The following is a 15,499-nucleotide window of genomic DNA, read 5'->3' as shown; positions in this document are numbered from 1 at the left end:
CCCGGCGCTATTGCGCCAGGAAGGTTTCGCTCAGTTGGCCAACCTGGGTGGTTTCGAGGATATTGTAATGCGTGTGTCCCGGCACGATAGCCAGTTGCGCCTGGGCCCGCTGTGACCCGTCGAGCCCGCCATCGCGTTGAAAGCCGCCAAGCGCGCGATACATGGCCAATATATGATCGCCAGTCACGCTGTCGGCATCGGCAAAGACCAGAAGCGTGGGCGCGGTGATCCGGGCGAATTGGTCGCCATAGTCGTGGGACTGGCTCTGCAGCTCGCCCATTTTGCGAAACGCGGTTTCCCAATCGATGTCGGGATACATGCTTGCCAATGGCGAGGCGGCCATGCCGGCCCCGATCTGGGCGGCATTGTCGGCCATGGCCGGGAAAGCGGCCTGCACCTCGGGATATTGGCCGCCATTATCCATGGTGCCGCTCACCAGGATCAGCTTGCCAACCTTGTCGGGATGCTGGACCGCCAGATGGGCCGCCACGCTGGCACCCATCGAATATCCCAGCACATCGGCCTGCGGCATGTTCAAATGATCGAGCAGGCCTGCCGCGTCATCGGCGAATTGCTCGAGGTCATAGGGCCGATCGATATCCTTGGTAAAGCCGTGTCCCTGCATATGGGCGACGATAACCTGACGATTCTGGGCCCATAGCGCGATATTGGGGCCGAACTGTTCGGTGGCGCCGATACCGCCATGCAGCACCAGCAGGGGCGAGCCGGAGCCATGGATTTCGTAATAGAGCTCAAGGCCGTTAACGAGGGCAAAGCCGGTTTGGGGCTGGTCGGTCATGGCGGTTTGTTCCTCAGCAAAGGATGTGACCTGGAGCGAGAAGATCGCCGCCGTAGCAGCGAGAGCGACAAAGATTCTGCGCAACATCTTTATATCTCCATTTGGTTATATAGCTAATCGCTATTTCATAACCGAATGGTTGTCAACACCCTTTCACGCTCGGCGCTACTACCTCCACCACGACGCTGCCGCGCTTGTGCCCCGTATCGGCCAATGCATGGGCGGCGGGCATGTCCTTAAAGGCAAAGACCTTGCCTATAAGCGGCCGGAATTGCCCGAGAGCGGCCAGCCGTCCCAGTTCCTCGATATCCTCGCGGCGCTCGGCGGCAGGCCCGGCAATCATGCGCTTGCCCTGGGGACCCCGGCGCAGGCTGCCCAATAATTCCTTCATGCCGCCGGCAATGGCGAGGTAACGACCGCCCGGCTTGAGCAGTTTTTGTGCCCGCGCGAAATCGAGGGCCGCCACAGTGTCGGCAATCACGTCGAAGTCTTGTTCGAGCCCTGTCACATCGGTGCTCTTGTAGTCGATCACCGCATCCGCCCCCAGGACACGCAGCAGGTCCAGATTAGCGGCGCTAGCCGTGGCGTTCACATGCGCACCCCGCATCTTGGCCAATTGGACCAGCGCCGAGCCGACAGCCCCGGCGCCGCCCAGCACCAGCACCGTTTCCCCGGCATGCACATTGGCCTTGCGCAGATAATGCAGCGCTGTCGTACCGCCAAAGCAGAGCGCGGCGGCGGTCTGCATGTCCACACCCTCCGGAATAAGGGCGATGGGCCCGTCTTCCTTGAGCAGAACATATTCGGCATGGGCACCCTGTCTGGCACCGGTAAAGGCGTAGACCGCATTGCCGGGTTCAAACCGCATCACCCCCTGCCCCACGACCTCGACAATGCCGGCCAGCTCAGTGCCCAGAATAGGCTGGCGCGGGCCGCTCCAGCCGAGAGCCAGCCGGCCCATCAGCGTCATTCCCGACGGCAGGTCGCAGGCGCGGATGCGGTGGTCGGCGGAACTGACCGTGGTGACATGAACCGCAACCAGTACCTCGCCCGGTCCGGGAACGGGCTTGGGCAGCTCTTCAAGGCGCAGCACATCGGGTCCGCCATAGCGGCGGGCAAACCAGGCATTCATTGTTGAACTCCTTACGGGTCAGGAACCGGATTGCTGGCCGGCCTTCCACTGAAAAACCTCGCCGATGTCGACGCCAAACACTTCGGCAATCCGAAAGGCGGCCTCCAGGGACGGCGAATATTTGTTCTGCTCGATGGCCGCGACCGTCTGCCGGGTCATGCCGATGGCGTCAGCCAATTGCTGCTGGGTCATTTCGCCATGATCGAACCGCAGCCGGCGAATAGTGTTGGAAATGGGTGGAGGGGCCGGCATCAGGCGTATTGCCGATATTGGATGATGACGATGATCTCGCGCATCAGGGCCGCGAAGGCGCTGACCAAGAGGATGAGGTTGATCAGCATGACCGCCGTCGCCCCCACCGGATCGATGGTGAAATCGGCGCGCGCTATATCGGTGATCCATTTGCTCGCCAGCACGATGACGACCAGCAGGACTTCCAGCAGCGCCAGCCCGTAGCGGTTGGAGATGGCCTGGATCCGCACTTCCATCTCGTCAGCCGGCGGATCGAATTCCTGCCCGCCCAGGCGCGCCGCGATCAATGCCGCCGGCAGCATGATGACGAAGGCGATGCCCAGGCACCAAAGGAACCGCCAGAACAGCGCGTCGCCATCCAGCGTCCGCGCCGCGAAGTCGACCCAGACGCTCCAGAAATACCAGCCAAAGACCACCAGCGTGGTCAACACCGAGATCCAGGCCACTTTCTCCCGCATCGTCATGCGAAGCACTCCAAATGGAAAATTTCATTGCCTTGATATCGATCATCCCGAACATAATGTCAATAATTTTTAACATAGCGTTCGAAATTTCAGCCATTTGCCACCCTGGGGCGGCACCAAGGAATTGTCTTCCAATTCCTTCCCACCCACAGCGGTGCCCGGAGGGCTGCGGCGTTTGTCAGTCCCGGAGCTTGCGGAAAAATTGGGTCAGCATCGCCTCGGCCCGGCCGGCCGAGAGCCCGCCGACCACCTCTGGTCGGTGGTGACAGGTGGGCTGGTCGAACAGCCGAATGCCGTTTTCCACCGCCCCGGCCTTGATATCCTCGGCGGCAAAATAGACGCGGCGCAACCGGGCATGGGCGATGGCGCCGGCACACATGGCGCAGGGCTCCAGCGTCACATAGAGATCGCAACCGTCCAGACGGCCGCTGCCGCGGATTTCAAGCGCCTTGCGGATCGCGAGGAATTCGGCATGGGCAGTGGGGTCCTTGAGCGCCTGCATGCGGTTGCGCTCGGCCGCCAGCACGTGATCGCCCTCCATGACCACCGCGCCAACCGGGGCCTCACCATGGGCGGCGGCGTCTTCGGCCAGGGCCAGGGCCAGTTCCATGCGGCTAAGGCCTGTCTGGTTTGTCACAGGCTTCTCCTGCCTCATCCGGTTCGTTGGGCCCGCCTGCGCCCTGAAAGCAGCGTCGCCAGCGCAATGCCACCCAGAATCAGGACGGCAGCGATGACCAGCCTCAGGCTCGATGCCTCCCCCAGAAGGGGAATGGCCGCGACGGCGGCGATAACGGGCACGGAGAGTTGAATAACGGCAGCGCGCGTCCGGGACAATGCCGGGAGCGCGCCATACCAGACCGCATAGCCCAGGCCCGAAGCGATGGCGCCCGACATAATGGCATAGGTCACGCCATCCGCCTGCGGCAGCTGTCCCACCAGCCCCATGCCCAGGATTGCCAACGCCGGCGGCAGACAGCGCAGGAAATTGCCGGCCGTGTCCTCGAGCGGATGGGCGGAGCCGCGTCCGAGCAGCGAATAGGCGGCCCAGCACAGGCCCGCCAGGATCATCAAGGCGCTGCCCAATGCGTCCGGTGCACTGAGGCCGGGGGATACGAGATAGACAAAGGCACCGCCCGCCAGGGCCAGACCGAGCCATTCGAATGGACCGGGCCGGTCGCCCGCGACGATGGCGCGGGTCACCATGCCGATCTGGACGCTGGCAAACAGCACCAGCGCGCCCATGGCCGCGCCCAGCCGGACATAGGCCAGCGAAAAGGCCAGGGCATAGCCGAACAGGGCGAGCGCCTGTTTCCAAGTACCGGACCGATAGAGGGGACCGGCATGGTCACTCCGACGCAGTCGGACTAGCAACGCCAGAATGAGCGCGCCGGACAGCAATCGCAGCCCGGTATAGGTCAAGGGATCGGTGCCATTGCCGACCAGCGCCAGCCGCGCCAGGAGCGAATTGGCGGCAAAGGCGATCATAGCCAGGCTGGACAGCAAAAAGACGCGCATAAGCCCTCTTCATGCACCAGGCCCCAGCCTGTGTCACGGCGTAAATGGGGCGTAGTCCTGCGGGTCGATTGCCTGTTTCAGGGCTTCCAGGCCGGCGGTTGTCCAGCCCGGCGGCTGGGTCACCTGCACCCAGGCATCAATATAGTCGGCCGGCGCATAGACATGCCCATAGCCCACCGGCGCGGTCTGCGCCAATGCCGCATCCAGCGCCAATTGCAGGAAGGTCACCACCGGATACCAGTTGAGCGCCGGAGACACATCGGGTCCGCGCGGTGGGCGCAACCAGTCGGGGCTGCGCCAGTCGCTATTGAAGGAGAAAAAGACGATGGGGTCGGAGGCATATTGCAAAAAAACGATGCGCATAGGCCCCCAGGACAGGCCCTCCCAGCCTTTGGCGCCGGACTGGTTCATGAAGCGCACGGCCGAGGAATTGCCGAAGCGTGGCAGCCAGGCGGGGCTGCCGGGTTGGCGGTTCTCGGTCATGCGGCTCCAGATGGGGCTGGAAAAGGGCGGCCCGGCCCAAAGCGCGCCGTCGAAAGGATCGGCCAGCACATCGTAGACCGTGGTGGAATTCTGCGAGGCCTGCGCGCCCAGGCTCAGGCCGTGCAAATAGAGCCGGGGCCGCTTGTCCCTGGGCAATTGCGTCCAATAGGCATAGACGGTGTTGAACAGGACCTGGGCCGTTTCCGTCCCCAGTTCGGGCTCGATCCAAAGCGAGAGCACGCTGGTGAGATAGGAATATTGCACTGCAACGCTCGCCACATCGCCATGGTGCAGATATTCGAGCGTGTCGATGGCCGCGCGGTCCACCCAGCCGGTTCCCACCGGCATGACCAGCACCAGGGCCGAACGCTCGAAGGCGCCGATCCGCACCAGTTCGGCCAGGGCCAGGTCGGCCCGGTCCTGAATGGTCGGCGCAGATCGCAGGCCGATATAGGTGCGCAGCGGCTCCATGGCCGGTTTGCCAGTCATGGCCTCGATGGCGGCCGCATCGGGTCCGGACTGAATATAGACGCGCGAATCCCGCCCGATCGTATCCCAATCGACCAGTGAGGCGGCGCTGCCGGTCTGGTACCAATGGGCGGGCGGCTCACTATCGGTCGATACCAACGCATCGAGCCGTTCGTAGAAATTGTCGGCGGCGCGCAATGCGGCGCGCAGGAACAGGGTATTGACCAGAATGCTGGTCAGCATCAGCACCAGCGCGGTGGCCAGAACGAAGGCGGCCCGGGGTGGCATATGCGGCGTCAGCCAGCGCCAGACCAGCCGGATGATGGTCACCATTACCTTGCCGGCAATCAGGATGACCGCAGCAATGGGCAGCGCCGCCGAGGCAATGATCAATGGCTGGTTCTCATCGACCGGCGCCATGCCCATGACCGAGCGCACCGAATTCTGCCAGCTATTGGAATAAAGTAGCGCCGTCAGCACCAGCCCCAGGCAAACCAGGCCGACCAGCACGCCAAGCAGGCGCGTGACCCGTCCGGGCGGAACCTTGAGCCCCAGAAAACCCCAGAGCCAATGGGCCAGATTGCCAAAGCCATAGCCCACCGCAAAGCAGCATCCGGAGAGAATACCCTGCACCGCTTCGGTGCGCGGCAGAAGCGACGGCGTCAACGACAGCGCAAAGAAAATAGACCCCACCAGCAATCCGGGCGGCGAGAGATGATAGGCCACCGCATCCCATAGAGCATCCGCCCGCTGGGCCCAATCCTTCGGCACGCGGGGATGGGTGGTCGTCATGACCTTAGGTGAACCCGGATGGGGCGCCGGGTCAATGGCGGGGTTGGGGTGGGAAGGGGACTGTCCGATTCTGGACTTTCAAGATTAGTTAGCGGACGTATATCCAATCGGACACCGGGACGGCTCGGCCTCTATCGTCGCATCTGAGAGCCGTACGGGAGCGATTACCGGCACGTTTCACCGCTAGCGGCGAAGCGTCAATTGGTCAAGCTTCGGGATGGAGACTGGTATGTCAAACACATCGATAGTCGGCCGGATGCGCGATGTAGTTGACGCGCTAAGAAACCGAATGATCAGCAATGTGGAAGCAGAAGGCTCGCTTGAGAGCCACGCGTCGGCATTGGAGGGCATGCCAGAGGATCTGCGGCGTGAGCTCCGATCTCTCACGTACGAACTAGTACAATCCGATTGGGAAGAAGACAGGCAGTTCACACTTCCTCTGACCCAAGAGGTAATAGTTCGTCTTGAGAACTGGTTGGACAAGGTACCCTCTTGAAGAGCACGAAGCCGATCACCGCAGATGTATGTCTGGTGACCGGCGCCCGCAAGGTGGCCTTAAACGACCGCAATGGGGGCGATAGCTGCCATCTGGGTCACGGACAGCACCCCCACCCTTGGTCCCTCCCCACAAGGGGGAGGGAGAAGATGAGCACAAGCGCTGCGGCCCTGCGCTTCCCTCCCCTTGTGGGCTTCAAACCGGCCGGAGGCAATTTCGCTCCGGTGGAGCCGGGCCAGGCAAGAAGGCCTTGAGCGCTATGCGCGAATGGCAAGCGTTCCCAAGACGGCTTTCGTCTCAGTTTTTTAGTTTCAGGGACGGCAGCCGTCTCGGGACTCCGCGCTTTTCCTCACAACCGCGAGGCCACATGGCTGGGCGGTAATCTGGCTTGGGTACAAACACCGATGCGGGTCGGAATGGCGGACACCCTGCCTTATATTGCATCTTCAGGAGAATCGCCCTTGCCCATCCGCCAGCTACCCGAAGACCTGATCAACCGCATTGCCGCCGGCGAGGTGGTCGAGCGCCCGGCCAGCGTGGTCAAGGAACTCATAGAAAATTCCATTGATGCGCGCGCGCGCCGCATTACCGTGACCACGGCCAATGGCGGCATGGACCTGATCCGCATTGCCGATGACGGGCAGGGCATGGATCGCGACGATCTCTTGCTGTCGGTTGAGCGGCATGCCACCTCCAAGCTCGGCGCCGACGATCTCGACGATATCCGCACGCTGGGCTTCCGTGGCGAGGCGCTGGCCTCCATCGGTTCGGTGGCGCGGCTCTCCGTCGCCTCGCGAACAACCGACGCCGAAACCGGTCTGGTGCTCATGGTGGACAATGGCCGCCGGTCCGGCCCCATGCCGCAAGCCATGAATCGGGGGACGGTCATCGAGGTCAAGGACCTCTTCGCCCAGGTCCCGGCACGGCGTAAATTTCTCAAAAGCGCGCGGGCGGAAACCGGCGCCATCACCGATGTGGTCAAGCGTCTCGCCATGGCCAATCCGCAGGTGCATTTCGTGCTCGAAGGCTCGGACCGCACCGCCTCGAACTGGCCGGCGGTAACCGGCGAAGGCGCGCTTGGGGCCCGGCTCGGCCAGGTCATGGGCGCTGATTTCGTTGAAAACGCGGTGACCCTGGCCACAGCCCGGCACGGCATTGTGGTGGCTGGCATGGCGGGCCTGCCCACCTATACGCGCGCCAATTCCCTTTCGCAGTTCTATTTCGTCAATGGCCGCTCGGTGCGCGACAAGGTGCTGGTCGGCGCCGTGCGCGCCGCCTTTGCCGATTATGTGTTCCGCGACCGTTTCCCGGTTGTCGCGCTCTATCTCGCCATCGACCCGGCGGAGGTAGACGTCAATGTACATCCGGCCAAGGCCGAATTGCGCTTTCGCGATCAGGGCGCGGTGCGCGGCGCCGTGATTAAGGCCATTGGTACTGCCCTTGCCAGCGCCGGTTTCAAGGCGTCGACCAGTGTCGCCGAGGATATTCTGGGGGCCTTTTCGACACCCGAAATGGCCGAACCGGATGCGCCTGCGCCCGTGGCTCCAGCGGGTCAGGCCTATCAGCCGCAGCGTTACGCCATCCCCATGGACCGCGCGCCACTCAATCTCGACCGCCGGCCCGGCCAGCTCGTGGGCTTCACCGAGCCCAGCGCCCGGGTCGAACCGATCGAGATCCCGGCCGAACCGGCGGATTACCCGTTGGGCACCGCGCGGGCGCAGATGTTCGACAATTACATCATTGCCCAGAACGGCACCGGCCTATTACTGGTCGATCAGCATGCGGCCCATGAGCGGCTGGTCTATGAGCGGTTCAAGGCGCAGCTCGCCTCCGGCCCGGTGCCGAGCCAGGCGCAGCTCATTCCGGTGATCATCGAACTGCCCGAAGAGGATTGTGCCCGCCTCGAAGAGGCTGCGTCCGAACTTGAACGCTTTGGACTTTATCTTGACCGTTTCGGTCCGCGCGCCATCGCTGTGCGCGAGACCCCTGCTCTGCTCGGGAATACCGATATTTCCGGTCTCGTCCGTGACCTGGCCGACGGCCTTGCGGAATGGGATAGTACCGCGGCCCTCACCGAACGCATGGAGGCCATTATCGGCCGCATGGCCTGTCACGGCTCGGTTCGCTCCGGGCGGCGCCTGCGAGTGGACGAGATGAATGCCCTCTTGCGCGAGATGGAAGCCACACCCCATTCCGGCCAGTGCATCCATGGCCGCCCCACCTATGTCGAACTCAAGAAGGGCGATATCGAACGCCTGTTCGGCAGAAGTCGTTAACGATTTGTGATTGACTCATGAGAACAAAAGCGCAACCTTTGCTTTAGGAACAAAGGGGGTACAGAAATGCGCATAGTCTGGGGGCTGGTCTGTTTATTGTTGTTCTGCGCATCGGCAGGCGCGATTGAGGATATTGTCGTTCATGCGGGATGCAATGGTCCGGCGCCAAAGGTAATGCCCGGACCGGCCGGCAAAGACGGTGGAAATGGCAAAGATCCAAATCTCTGGCTGCCCAAGCTCGAACCGGTCATCAAGGCGCCTTTGCGCGCTGGCGGGCCCTGCTCCGGATGATATAGGCCGGCTGCAAAGACCGATTAAGCCGCCTTCGGACCCACATAGCGCGATTGCGGGCGGATGAGGCGACCGGTTTCGACCTGTTCGCATGCATGGGCGATCCAGCCGCCGACCCGGCCGGCAGCGAAAACGCCTGTGAATGCCTCGCGCGGGAAGCCAAGGGCTTCGAGCAGCAGGGCGGTGAAGAATTCCACATTGGTCTCGAGCACCCGATCGGGCTTGGCGGCGCGCAGGGCAAGCAGCGCCTCGCGTTCCACCGCCTCGGCCAGCGCCAGTCGATTGGGGTCCCAGCCGCCCGCGGCACCGAGCTGATTGAGCGCGGCCTTGAGTGCATCGGCCCGAGGGTCGCGCACCCGGTAAATGCGGTGGCCGAAGCCCATGAGCCGCTCACCCCGCGTCAGGGCTGCATCGACCCAGGGCGCGGCCTTGTCCGGCGCACCAATGGCATCGAGCATGTCGAGCACGGGTCCGGGCGCACCGCCATGCAGCGGCCCCTTGAGCGCCCCCAGGGCCGCCAGCACCGCCGAGGCATAGCCGGCGCGGGTAGAGGCGACGACACGGGCGGTGAAGGTCGAGGCATTGAGCCCATGGTCGGAGACCGTGACGAGATAGGTGTCGAGCGCCCTGACCTGTTCGGTGCTGGGCACATTGCCCGACAGCATGGCCAGCATATCGGCCGCGTGGCTCAGCCCCGGATGCGGCGGCATCGGCTTCTGCGCCCGTTTCGCGCGGACCAGCGCCGGCACGAAGACGGCAGGCGCCGCAATCTGCAGCAGGGCCACGGACTTATCCTCGCCATCTGGCAGGCGTGCCATAAGGGCACGAAGCGCTTCGGTGAGGGAGAGAGAGACTAGATCGGCATCCAGCCTTGAAACTTCCCGGAACGCCCGGAGCCGTGCCTGCGCCAGTTCTGCCCGCACCACCTCCCTATTGGCCGATAGCAGGCCGGGCAGCAACAGGGCCAGAACCGCCTCGTAACTGACCCGCCCGGCCAGTGCGTCCAGGCTATGGCCGCAGATCACCAGGCGCCCATTGGCGCCGTCGACCTCGCTGAGGCGGGTTTCAGCGGCAATGACGTCATCAAGACCGGACATACTGCGTCTCCTTGTTGTTCGGCCCTAGATCATGCTAAGCAAGATTGACGTCAATCTTGATGTTATTGATCAATGCGAGGCGGACATGAATTGGCTGACGGCGGACGAAGCGCTGGCACGGTTGGGCACCAAGCCGCAGACACTTTATGCCAATGTCAGCCGGGGGCGGATCACCGCGCGGCCGGACCCGAGCGATCCACGCAAAAGCCTCTACCGGCAGGACGATGTCGAGCGGCTGGCCAGCCGCCGACAGGGCCGCCGCCCGGCTCGCATCGTGGCTGCCGAGTCCATCGCCTGGGGCGAGCCGGTGCTGGAAACCGCGATTTCCACCATCAGCGCCGACCAATTGCTCTATCGGGGCGAAGATGCGGTCAAGCTGGCGGAGACCGCCACATTGGGCGCCGCAGCCCGGCTGCTCTGGGCTTCGGATGAGCGACCCGACTTTGCCAATCGGGCGCAGGCGCGACAGCCCGGCATTGCCGCGGCCTATCGGGCCATGGCCGAGTTGGCCGCCACGGCGATGCCGACAAGCGGGCGGCATCGGGCGGTGCTGCTTGAGGATGCGGCCCTGGTCGTGTCCTTCCTCAGTGGCGCCCTGGCCGCGCCCGGCAGCGATCCGCTGCATGAACGCCTGGCGCGGCAGTGGCAGCGGCGCGATGCCGCCGATCCGCTCCGGCGGGCACTGGTGCTGCTGGCCGAGCATGAGCTGAACGCCTCGACCTTCGCGGCGCGCGTCACCGCCTCGACCGGCGCGCCCCTGGCCGCCGCCGTCCTGTCCGGGCTGGCAGCCCTATCGGGCCCGCTGCATGGCAATGCCAGCCAGAGCATGGCAGGTCTGGTCGATCAGGCGCAGAGGCTGGGAGCCGATGCAGCGATTGCAGCGCATTTGCGCCAGGGCGGTGCCCTGCCCTGTTTCGGTCACCGCCTCTACGCCAAGGGCGACGCCCGCGCCGCGACCCTTCTAGCCGCATTCACCGTGCCGCAGGTCTTTGCCGAACTGGCCATGGCCGGCGAACGCCTGACCGGAGAGAAGCCGAATATCGACTTCGCGCTGGCCGCGATGACAGCCGCATTCGGTCTGCCGGACGATGCGCCGCTGCAGGTCTTCGCCCTGGCCCGCAGCGTGGGCTGGATTGCCCACGCGCTGGAACAGGTCGAAACAGGTACGCTGATAAGGCCACGGGCGCGATATACCGGCCCGAGGCCCCAGATCAGTTGAAAACGCTCGCGCCCTTGTCGGCCACGCCCACCAGGCTGCGGAAGCCGGCGAAAAGTTCGCGGCCCATGCCGAAATGCTGGGGCCGCAGGTCTTCGGTGGCCGGCGTGCGAGAGAAAAATTCTTTCTCATCGCCCAGGAAGGTCAAAGTGCCGTCATTGGCGTCAAGACGGATCATGTCGCCGTCGCGGATCTTGCTGATCGGGCCGCCATCCATGGCTTCTGGCGTCATGTGGATCGCCGCTGGCACCTTGCCCGAGGCGCCGGACATGCGGCCGTCAGTGAGCAGCGCCACCTTGAAGCCGCGGTCCTGCAGCACGCCAAGCGCCGGGGTCAGCTTATGGAGTTCGGGCATGCCGATGGCCTTGGGGCCAGAGAAACGGACCACGGCGATCATATCACCGGTCAATTCGCCGGCCTTGAAAGCGGCCTGCAGGCCTTCCTGGCCATGGAAGACACGGGCTGGGGCCTCGACCACGCGGTGTTCGGGCTTGACCGCCGAGACCTTGATGACCGAACGGCCCAGATTGCCCTTGAGCAATTTGAGACCGCCTGTCGGCTGGAACGGCGCCTTGGTGCTGGTGAGAACCTTGGGCAGGGCGCTTTCTTCGGGCGCCTGTTCAAAGCTCAGCGCGTCCTCGATCAGCTTGGCTTCAACAGTGTATCCCGAAAGCCCAGTACCCCAGACGGTCTTGACGTCTTCGTGGAGATAGCCGTCGTTCAGCAGTTCCTTGATGAGGAAGCCCATGCCGCCCGCTGCGTGGAAGTGGTTCACGTCGGCAACGCCATTGGGATAGACGCGCGCCAGCAAGGGGGTGGCATCGCTGAGGTCGCTCATGTCGTCCCAGGTGACCTGCAGACCGGCGGCGGCGGCCATGGCGATCAGATGCATGGTGTGGTTGGTCGATCCGCCCGTCGCATGCAGGCCGACCAGACCGTTGACGATAGCCTTCTCGTCCATGATATGGCCGATAGGCGTGTAATTATTGCCCAGAGCCGAGAGCGAAAGCGCGCGCTTGGTGGCCTCGCGGGTCAGAGCGTCACGCAAGGGCGTACCGGGATTGACGAAGCTGGCGCCGGGCAGGTGCAGGCCCATGATTTCCATGAGCATCTGGTTGGAATTGGCGGTGCCGTAAAAGGTGCAGGTGCCGGCCGAGTGGTAGGACTTGCTTTCGGCCTCGAGCAGCTCGGCGCGGCCGACCTTGCCCTCCATATAGAGCTGGCGGACCTTGCTCTTTTCATCATTGGGCAGGCCCGATGGCATCGGCCCGGCCGGGATGAACACCGCTGGCAGGTGGCCGAAATTGAGGGCGCCGATGACCAGACCCGGCACGATCTTGTCGCAGATGCCGAGGTAAACGGCTGCGTCGAACATGTTGTGCGAGAGGGAAATGGCGGTCGCCATGGCGATCACGTCGCGGGAGAACAGCGAGAGGTCCATGCCTGGCTGACCCTGGGTGACGCCGTCGCACATGGCCGGAACGCCGCCCGCCACCTGGGCGGTCGCACCGATCTCGCGGGCCGCTTCCTTGATGATTTCGGGGTAGAATTGGTAGGGCTGATGGGCGCTCAGCATGTCGTTATAGCTGGTGACAATGCCCAGATTGAGCGTCTTGTTGCCGGCGAGAGCCGCCTTTTCGGAGGGCGAGCAGGCAGCAAAGCCGTGGGCGAGATTGCCGCAGGACAATGCGGCGCGGTAGACGCCCTGCTCTTTGGCGGCATCGAGGCGTTCGAGGTAATCCCGGCGGCTGTCGCGGCTGCGCGCGGCAATGCGGTCGGTCACATCCTGGATGGCCTGGCGGACGGTCATGGCAAGTCTCCAAAGCTAGGCAAGGGCACGCCAGAAGGGGGCCGCTGGCGCGGTAATCCTTGCATCAACAAACCAGTATCCGTCAGCGGCCAGGGCGGTCGATTGGGGACCGCCCCAGGAGCGTCAAGGACACCAGTAAACGGTCACCGGCGCACCGGAGCGCAACACGGCACGGATCGGCATGTCTTCGGCCGGTCCATCGCCCAGCGCCGTCTCAAGCACCTCGGCTTTGCTCTCACCTTCGATATGAAGGTAGAGGCCGTCGGTCTCGAGCAGGCGCGGCAAAGTAAAGGTCACGCGCGGTTCACCAGCGCCCGGCGCGCGAATGGCAAGGGTCGGGCCCGCCTCAGTCAGCGCCGCGGCCAGTGTGTCGCCGCCGGGGAAGAAACTGGCCGTATGGCCATCATTGCCCATGCCCAGAATGACGGCTGCAAAGGGCTGCGGCAATTCAGCCATCAGCGCATTGGTCTTGGCAATGGCGGTATCTGTCGGCGCGTCGCCGCCCGAATAAAGCGGAAAGAAGCGGGCCGTGGCCGCTGGGCCCTGCAGCATCTTTTCATTGACCAGCGCCGCATTGGAGCGGTCACTAGTTTCATCGACCCAACGTTCGTCGACCAGCGTCACCACGACCTTGGACCAGTCTATATCCTTGGTCTTGCCCAGCGCCTGAAAGAACTTTCCGGGCGTCGAGCCGCCGCTGACGGCAATCGCCGCCGCACCACGTTCGGCAATAGCTGCGCGAATGCGGTCGGCAACGGCCTCGGCCAATTCCTTGGCCAGGGTCGATTTGTCGGCAAAGCTGCGGCGTTCGATTGTCATGCCCCGTATCTTTCGCTCATATGGGTTCCTGTGCCTCCTGCCCGATGGTGGGCAAGGCGGGCAGGAACAGGCCATCGGAGATGGCCAAACGCGTCACGAATTCGGCCCCTCATACCAGGTACGACCGTCACGCTCGATCAAGGCCACGGCGCCGCTCGGGCCCCAGGTGCCGGCAGTATAGGTCTGGGGCGGCTCGGGCGAACGGTCCCAGGCCTGACGGATCGGGTCGACCCACGTCCAGGCCGCTTCCAGCTCGTCGCGACGCATGAACAGGGTCTGGCTGCCGCGCACCACATCCATCAGCAAGCGCTCATAGGCTTCCGGCGTTCGCTCGGTAAAGGTCTCGGCAAAGCTCAGATTGAGAGGTACCTGGCGCAGGCGCATGCCGCCCGGGCCGGGGTCCTTGATCATCATCATCATCTTGACGCCCTCGTCGGGCTGCAGACGGATGATGAGCTTATTGGCCTTGGGCGCCCCCTCGGCATGATCGAAGATCGAATGCGGAATGGGCTTGAACTGGATGCAGATTTCCGAAACGCGCTCGGCCATGCGCTTGCCGGTCCGCATGTAGAACGGCACACCGGCCCAGCGCCAATTGTCGATCTCGGCCTTGAGCGCCACAAAGGTCTCGGTATGGCTGCCCTTCTTGTCCTCGGGCAATTCGTCCTGATAGCTGGCAACCGAGGCGGTTTCGGACGTCACGCCGCGATATTGGCCGCGCACGGTCTTGGTGGCCACTTCGCCATTGGTAATGGGGCGAAGCGCGCGCAAGACCTTGAGTTTTTCATCGCGCAGGGCATTGGCGTCGTCGCTGGCGGGCGGCTCCATGGCCACAAGGCAAAGCAATTGCAGCATGTGGTTCTGGATCATGTCCCTGAGCGCGCCGCTCTCATCGTAATAGCCGCGCGTACCGGCGCCGACGCTTTCGGCCACCGTGAGCTGGACATGGTCGATATGGGCCGAATTCCAGATCGGTTCGAACAGGGTATTGGCAAAACGCAGGGCGAGCAGGTTCTGCACCGTCTCCTTACCGAGATAATGGTCGATGCGGTAAACCTGATCTTCCTTAAAGATCTTGGAGACGCCGTCATTGATCTCGATCGACGAGGCCAGATCGTGGCCGAGCGGCTTTTCGATGACGACGCGCGCGTCGCGACGATAGACCTTGGTCTTGGCCAGTTGCTCGGCAATCGGTTCGAACAGGTCCGGCGCCACGGCGAGATAGAAGGCGCGCACCACATTGGAGTCGTCGCGCAGCGCCTTTTTGATATCGCCCCAGCCGGCCTCGTCGGAAACATCGTTGACCACATAGGAGAAGATGGTCAGGAAGCGCTTGATGATGGCGGCGTCCTGATAGTCTTCCTCGACAAACTGGGCAACGGCATCGCCGGCGAGCTTCTGAAATTCAGCATTGGTGAGCTTGGAGCGCGACACACCGATGATGCGGCTCTGCTCGTCGAACTGCCCGTCCTTGAAACGATGGTAAAGCGCGGGGATCAGCTTGCGCTTGGTCAGGTCGCCGGTGGCGCCAAACACCACATAGTCGAACGGCTGGACGGGAATGATGCGGCTGGACACGTGGGCAGGTC

Annotated in this window: 13 protein-coding genes; 2 read left to right on the top strand and 11 right to left on the bottom strand. The window is 63.5% G+C overall.

The features are described from left to right. Positions 1-7: 7 nt before the first annotated feature. The 7 genes from V8Z65_RS03500 to V8Z65_RS03470 form a co-directional block, all read right to left on the bottom strand. Positions 8-886 carry an alpha/beta hydrolase gene (locus V8Z65_RS03500; RefSeq protein ID WP_338722564.1) on the bottom strand — a complete coding sequence of 293 codons (879 nt, stop codon included), beginning with the start codon at positions 884-886 and terminating at the stop codon, positions 8-10. A gap of 55 nt (positions 887-941) precedes the next feature. Further along, positions 942-1,931, bottom strand: coding sequence for an NAD(P)-dependent alcohol dehydrogenase (locus V8Z65_RS03495; RefSeq protein WP_338722563.1), 990 nt, complete (start codon positions 1,929-1,931; stop codon positions 942-944). A gap of 18 nt (positions 1,932-1,949) precedes the next feature. Then, positions 1,950-2,183, bottom strand: coding sequence for a helix-turn-helix transcriptional regulator (locus V8Z65_RS03490; RefSeq protein ID WP_338722562.1), 234 nt, complete (start codon positions 2,181-2,183; stop codon positions 1,950-1,952). Further along, the gene (locus tag V8Z65_RS03485) at positions 2,183-2,647 is read right to left on the bottom strand and encodes a hypothetical protein (RefSeq protein WP_338722561.1); all 465 of its coding nucleotides are present in this window, start codon (positions 2,645-2,647) and stop codon (positions 2,183-2,185) included. The genes V8Z65_RS03490 and V8Z65_RS03485 overlap by 1 nt, the downstream gene beginning before the upstream one ends. A gap of 178 nt (positions 2,648-2,825) precedes the next feature. Then, the gene (locus V8Z65_RS03480) at positions 2,826-3,257 is read right to left on the bottom strand and encodes a nucleoside deaminase (RefSeq protein WP_338723939.1); all 432 of its coding nucleotides are present in this window, start codon (positions 3,255-3,257) and stop codon (positions 2,826-2,828) included. Between the two features lie 41 nt (positions 3,258-3,298). Further along, a complete protein-coding gene (locus V8Z65_RS03475; RefSeq protein ID WP_338722560.1) occupies positions 3,299-4,162 on the bottom strand; it encodes a DMT family transporter in 864 nt (287 codons plus the stop codon). A gap of 33 nt (positions 4,163-4,195) precedes the next feature. After that, complete coding sequence (locus V8Z65_RS03470; RefSeq protein ID WP_338722558.1) at positions 4,196-5,905, bottom strand: alpha/beta-hydrolase family protein; 1,710 nt, start codon at positions 5,903-5,905, stop codon at positions 4,196-4,198. Between the two features lie 957 nt (positions 5,906-6,862). Between V8Z65_RS03470 and mutL the strand changes: the two genes are divergently transcribed. Further along, positions 6,863-8,677, top strand: coding sequence for a DNA mismatch repair endonuclease MutL (mutL, locus tag V8Z65_RS03465; RefSeq protein ID WP_338722557.1), 1,815 nt, complete (start codon positions 6,863-6,865; stop codon positions 8,675-8,677). Positions 8,678-8,991: 314 nt separating this feature from the next. On the opposite strand, the gene V8Z65_RS03460 is transcribed toward mutL, so the two are convergent. Beyond that, complete coding sequence (locus V8Z65_RS03460; RefSeq protein ID WP_338722555.1) at positions 8,992-10,065, bottom strand: citrate synthase/methylcitrate synthase; 1,074 nt, start codon at positions 10,063-10,065, stop codon at positions 8,992-8,994. Between the two features lie 31 nt (positions 10,066-10,096). On the opposite strand from V8Z65_RS03460, the gene V8Z65_RS03455 reads away from it, so the two are divergent. Further along, positions 10,097-11,284: a citrate/2-methylcitrate synthase gene (locus V8Z65_RS03455; RefSeq protein WP_338722553.1), complete on the top strand. Its 1,188-nt coding sequence runs from the start codon at positions 10,097-10,099 to the stop codon at positions 11,282-11,284. Here V8Z65_RS03455 and edd read toward each other — a convergent pair. From edd to zwf, 3 genes are all read right to left on the bottom strand, one after another. Continuing rightward, positions 11,277-13,091: a phosphogluconate dehydratase gene (gene edd, locus V8Z65_RS03450; RefSeq protein ID WP_338722551.1), complete on the bottom strand. Its 1,815-nt coding sequence runs from the start codon at positions 13,089-13,091 to the stop codon at positions 11,277-11,279. The two genes, V8Z65_RS03455 and edd, sit on opposite strands and share 8 nt — an antisense overlap. A 123-nt stretch (positions 13,092-13,214) precedes the next feature. Further along, the gene (pgl, locus tag V8Z65_RS03445; RefSeq protein ID WP_338722550.1) at positions 13,215-13,910 is read right to left on the bottom strand and encodes a 6-phosphogluconolactonase; all 696 of its coding nucleotides are present in this window, start codon (positions 13,908-13,910) and stop codon (positions 13,215-13,217) included. Positions 13,911-14,003: 93 nt separating this feature from the next. Beyond that, the gene (gene zwf, locus V8Z65_RS03440; RefSeq protein WP_338722549.1) at positions 14,004-15,488 is read right to left on the bottom strand and encodes a glucose-6-phosphate dehydrogenase; all 1,485 of its coding nucleotides are present in this window, start codon (positions 15,486-15,488) and stop codon (positions 14,004-14,006) included. Positions 15,489-15,499 lie beyond the last annotated feature (11 nt).

It is taken from the genome of Devosia sp. XK-2 (assembly GCF_037113415.1).
Taxonomy (GTDB): domain Bacteria; phylum Pseudomonadota; class Alphaproteobacteria; order Rhizobiales; family Devosiaceae; genus Devosia.
This window is presented reverse-complemented; position numbering and strand designations above follow the sequence as displayed.

Bases quoted from the DNA above. Each gene is read 5' to 3' on its own strand.
- V8Z65_RS03500 (WP_338722564.1), bottom strand. From the start codon at position 886: ATGTTGCGCAGAATCTTTGTCGCTCTCGCTGCTACGGCGGCGATCTTC.
- V8Z65_RS03495 (WP_338722563.1), bottom strand. From the start codon at position 1,931: ATGAATGCCTGGTTTGCCCGCCGCTATGGCGGACCCGATGTGCTGCGC.
- V8Z65_RS03490 (WP_338722562.1), bottom strand. From the start codon at position 2,183: ATGCCGGCCCCTCCACCCATTTCCAACACTATTCGCCGGCTGCGGTTC.
- V8Z65_RS03485 (WP_338722561.1), bottom strand. From the start codon at position 2,647: ATGACGATGCGGGAGAAAGTGGCCTGGATCTCGGTGTTGACCACGCTG.
- V8Z65_RS03480 (WP_338723939.1), bottom strand. From the start codon at position 3,257: ATGGAACTGGCCCTGGCCCTGGCCGAAGACGCCGCCGCCCATGGTGAG.
- V8Z65_RS03475 (WP_338722560.1), bottom strand. From the start codon at position 4,162: ATGCGCGTCTTTTTGCTGTCCAGCCTGGCTATGATCGCCTTTGCCGCC.
- V8Z65_RS03470 (WP_338722558.1), bottom strand. From the start codon at position 5,905: ATGACGACCACCCATCCCCGCGTGCCGAAGGATTGGGCCCAGCGGGCG.
- V8Z65_RS03460 (WP_338722555.1), bottom strand. From the start codon at position 10,065: ATGTCCGGTCTTGATGACGTCATTGCCGCTGAAACCCGCCTCAGCGAG.
- V8Z65_RS03455 (WP_338722553.1), top strand. From the start codon at position 10,097: ATGCTAAGCAAGATTGACGTCAATCTTGATGTTATTGATCAATGCGAG.
- edd (WP_338722551.1), bottom strand. From the start codon at position 13,091: ATGACCGTCCGCCAGGCCATCCAGGATGTGACCGACCGCATTGCCGCG.
- pgl (WP_338722550.1), bottom strand. From the start codon at position 13,910: ATGACAATCGAACGCCGCAGCTTTGCCGACAAATCGACCCTGGCCAAG.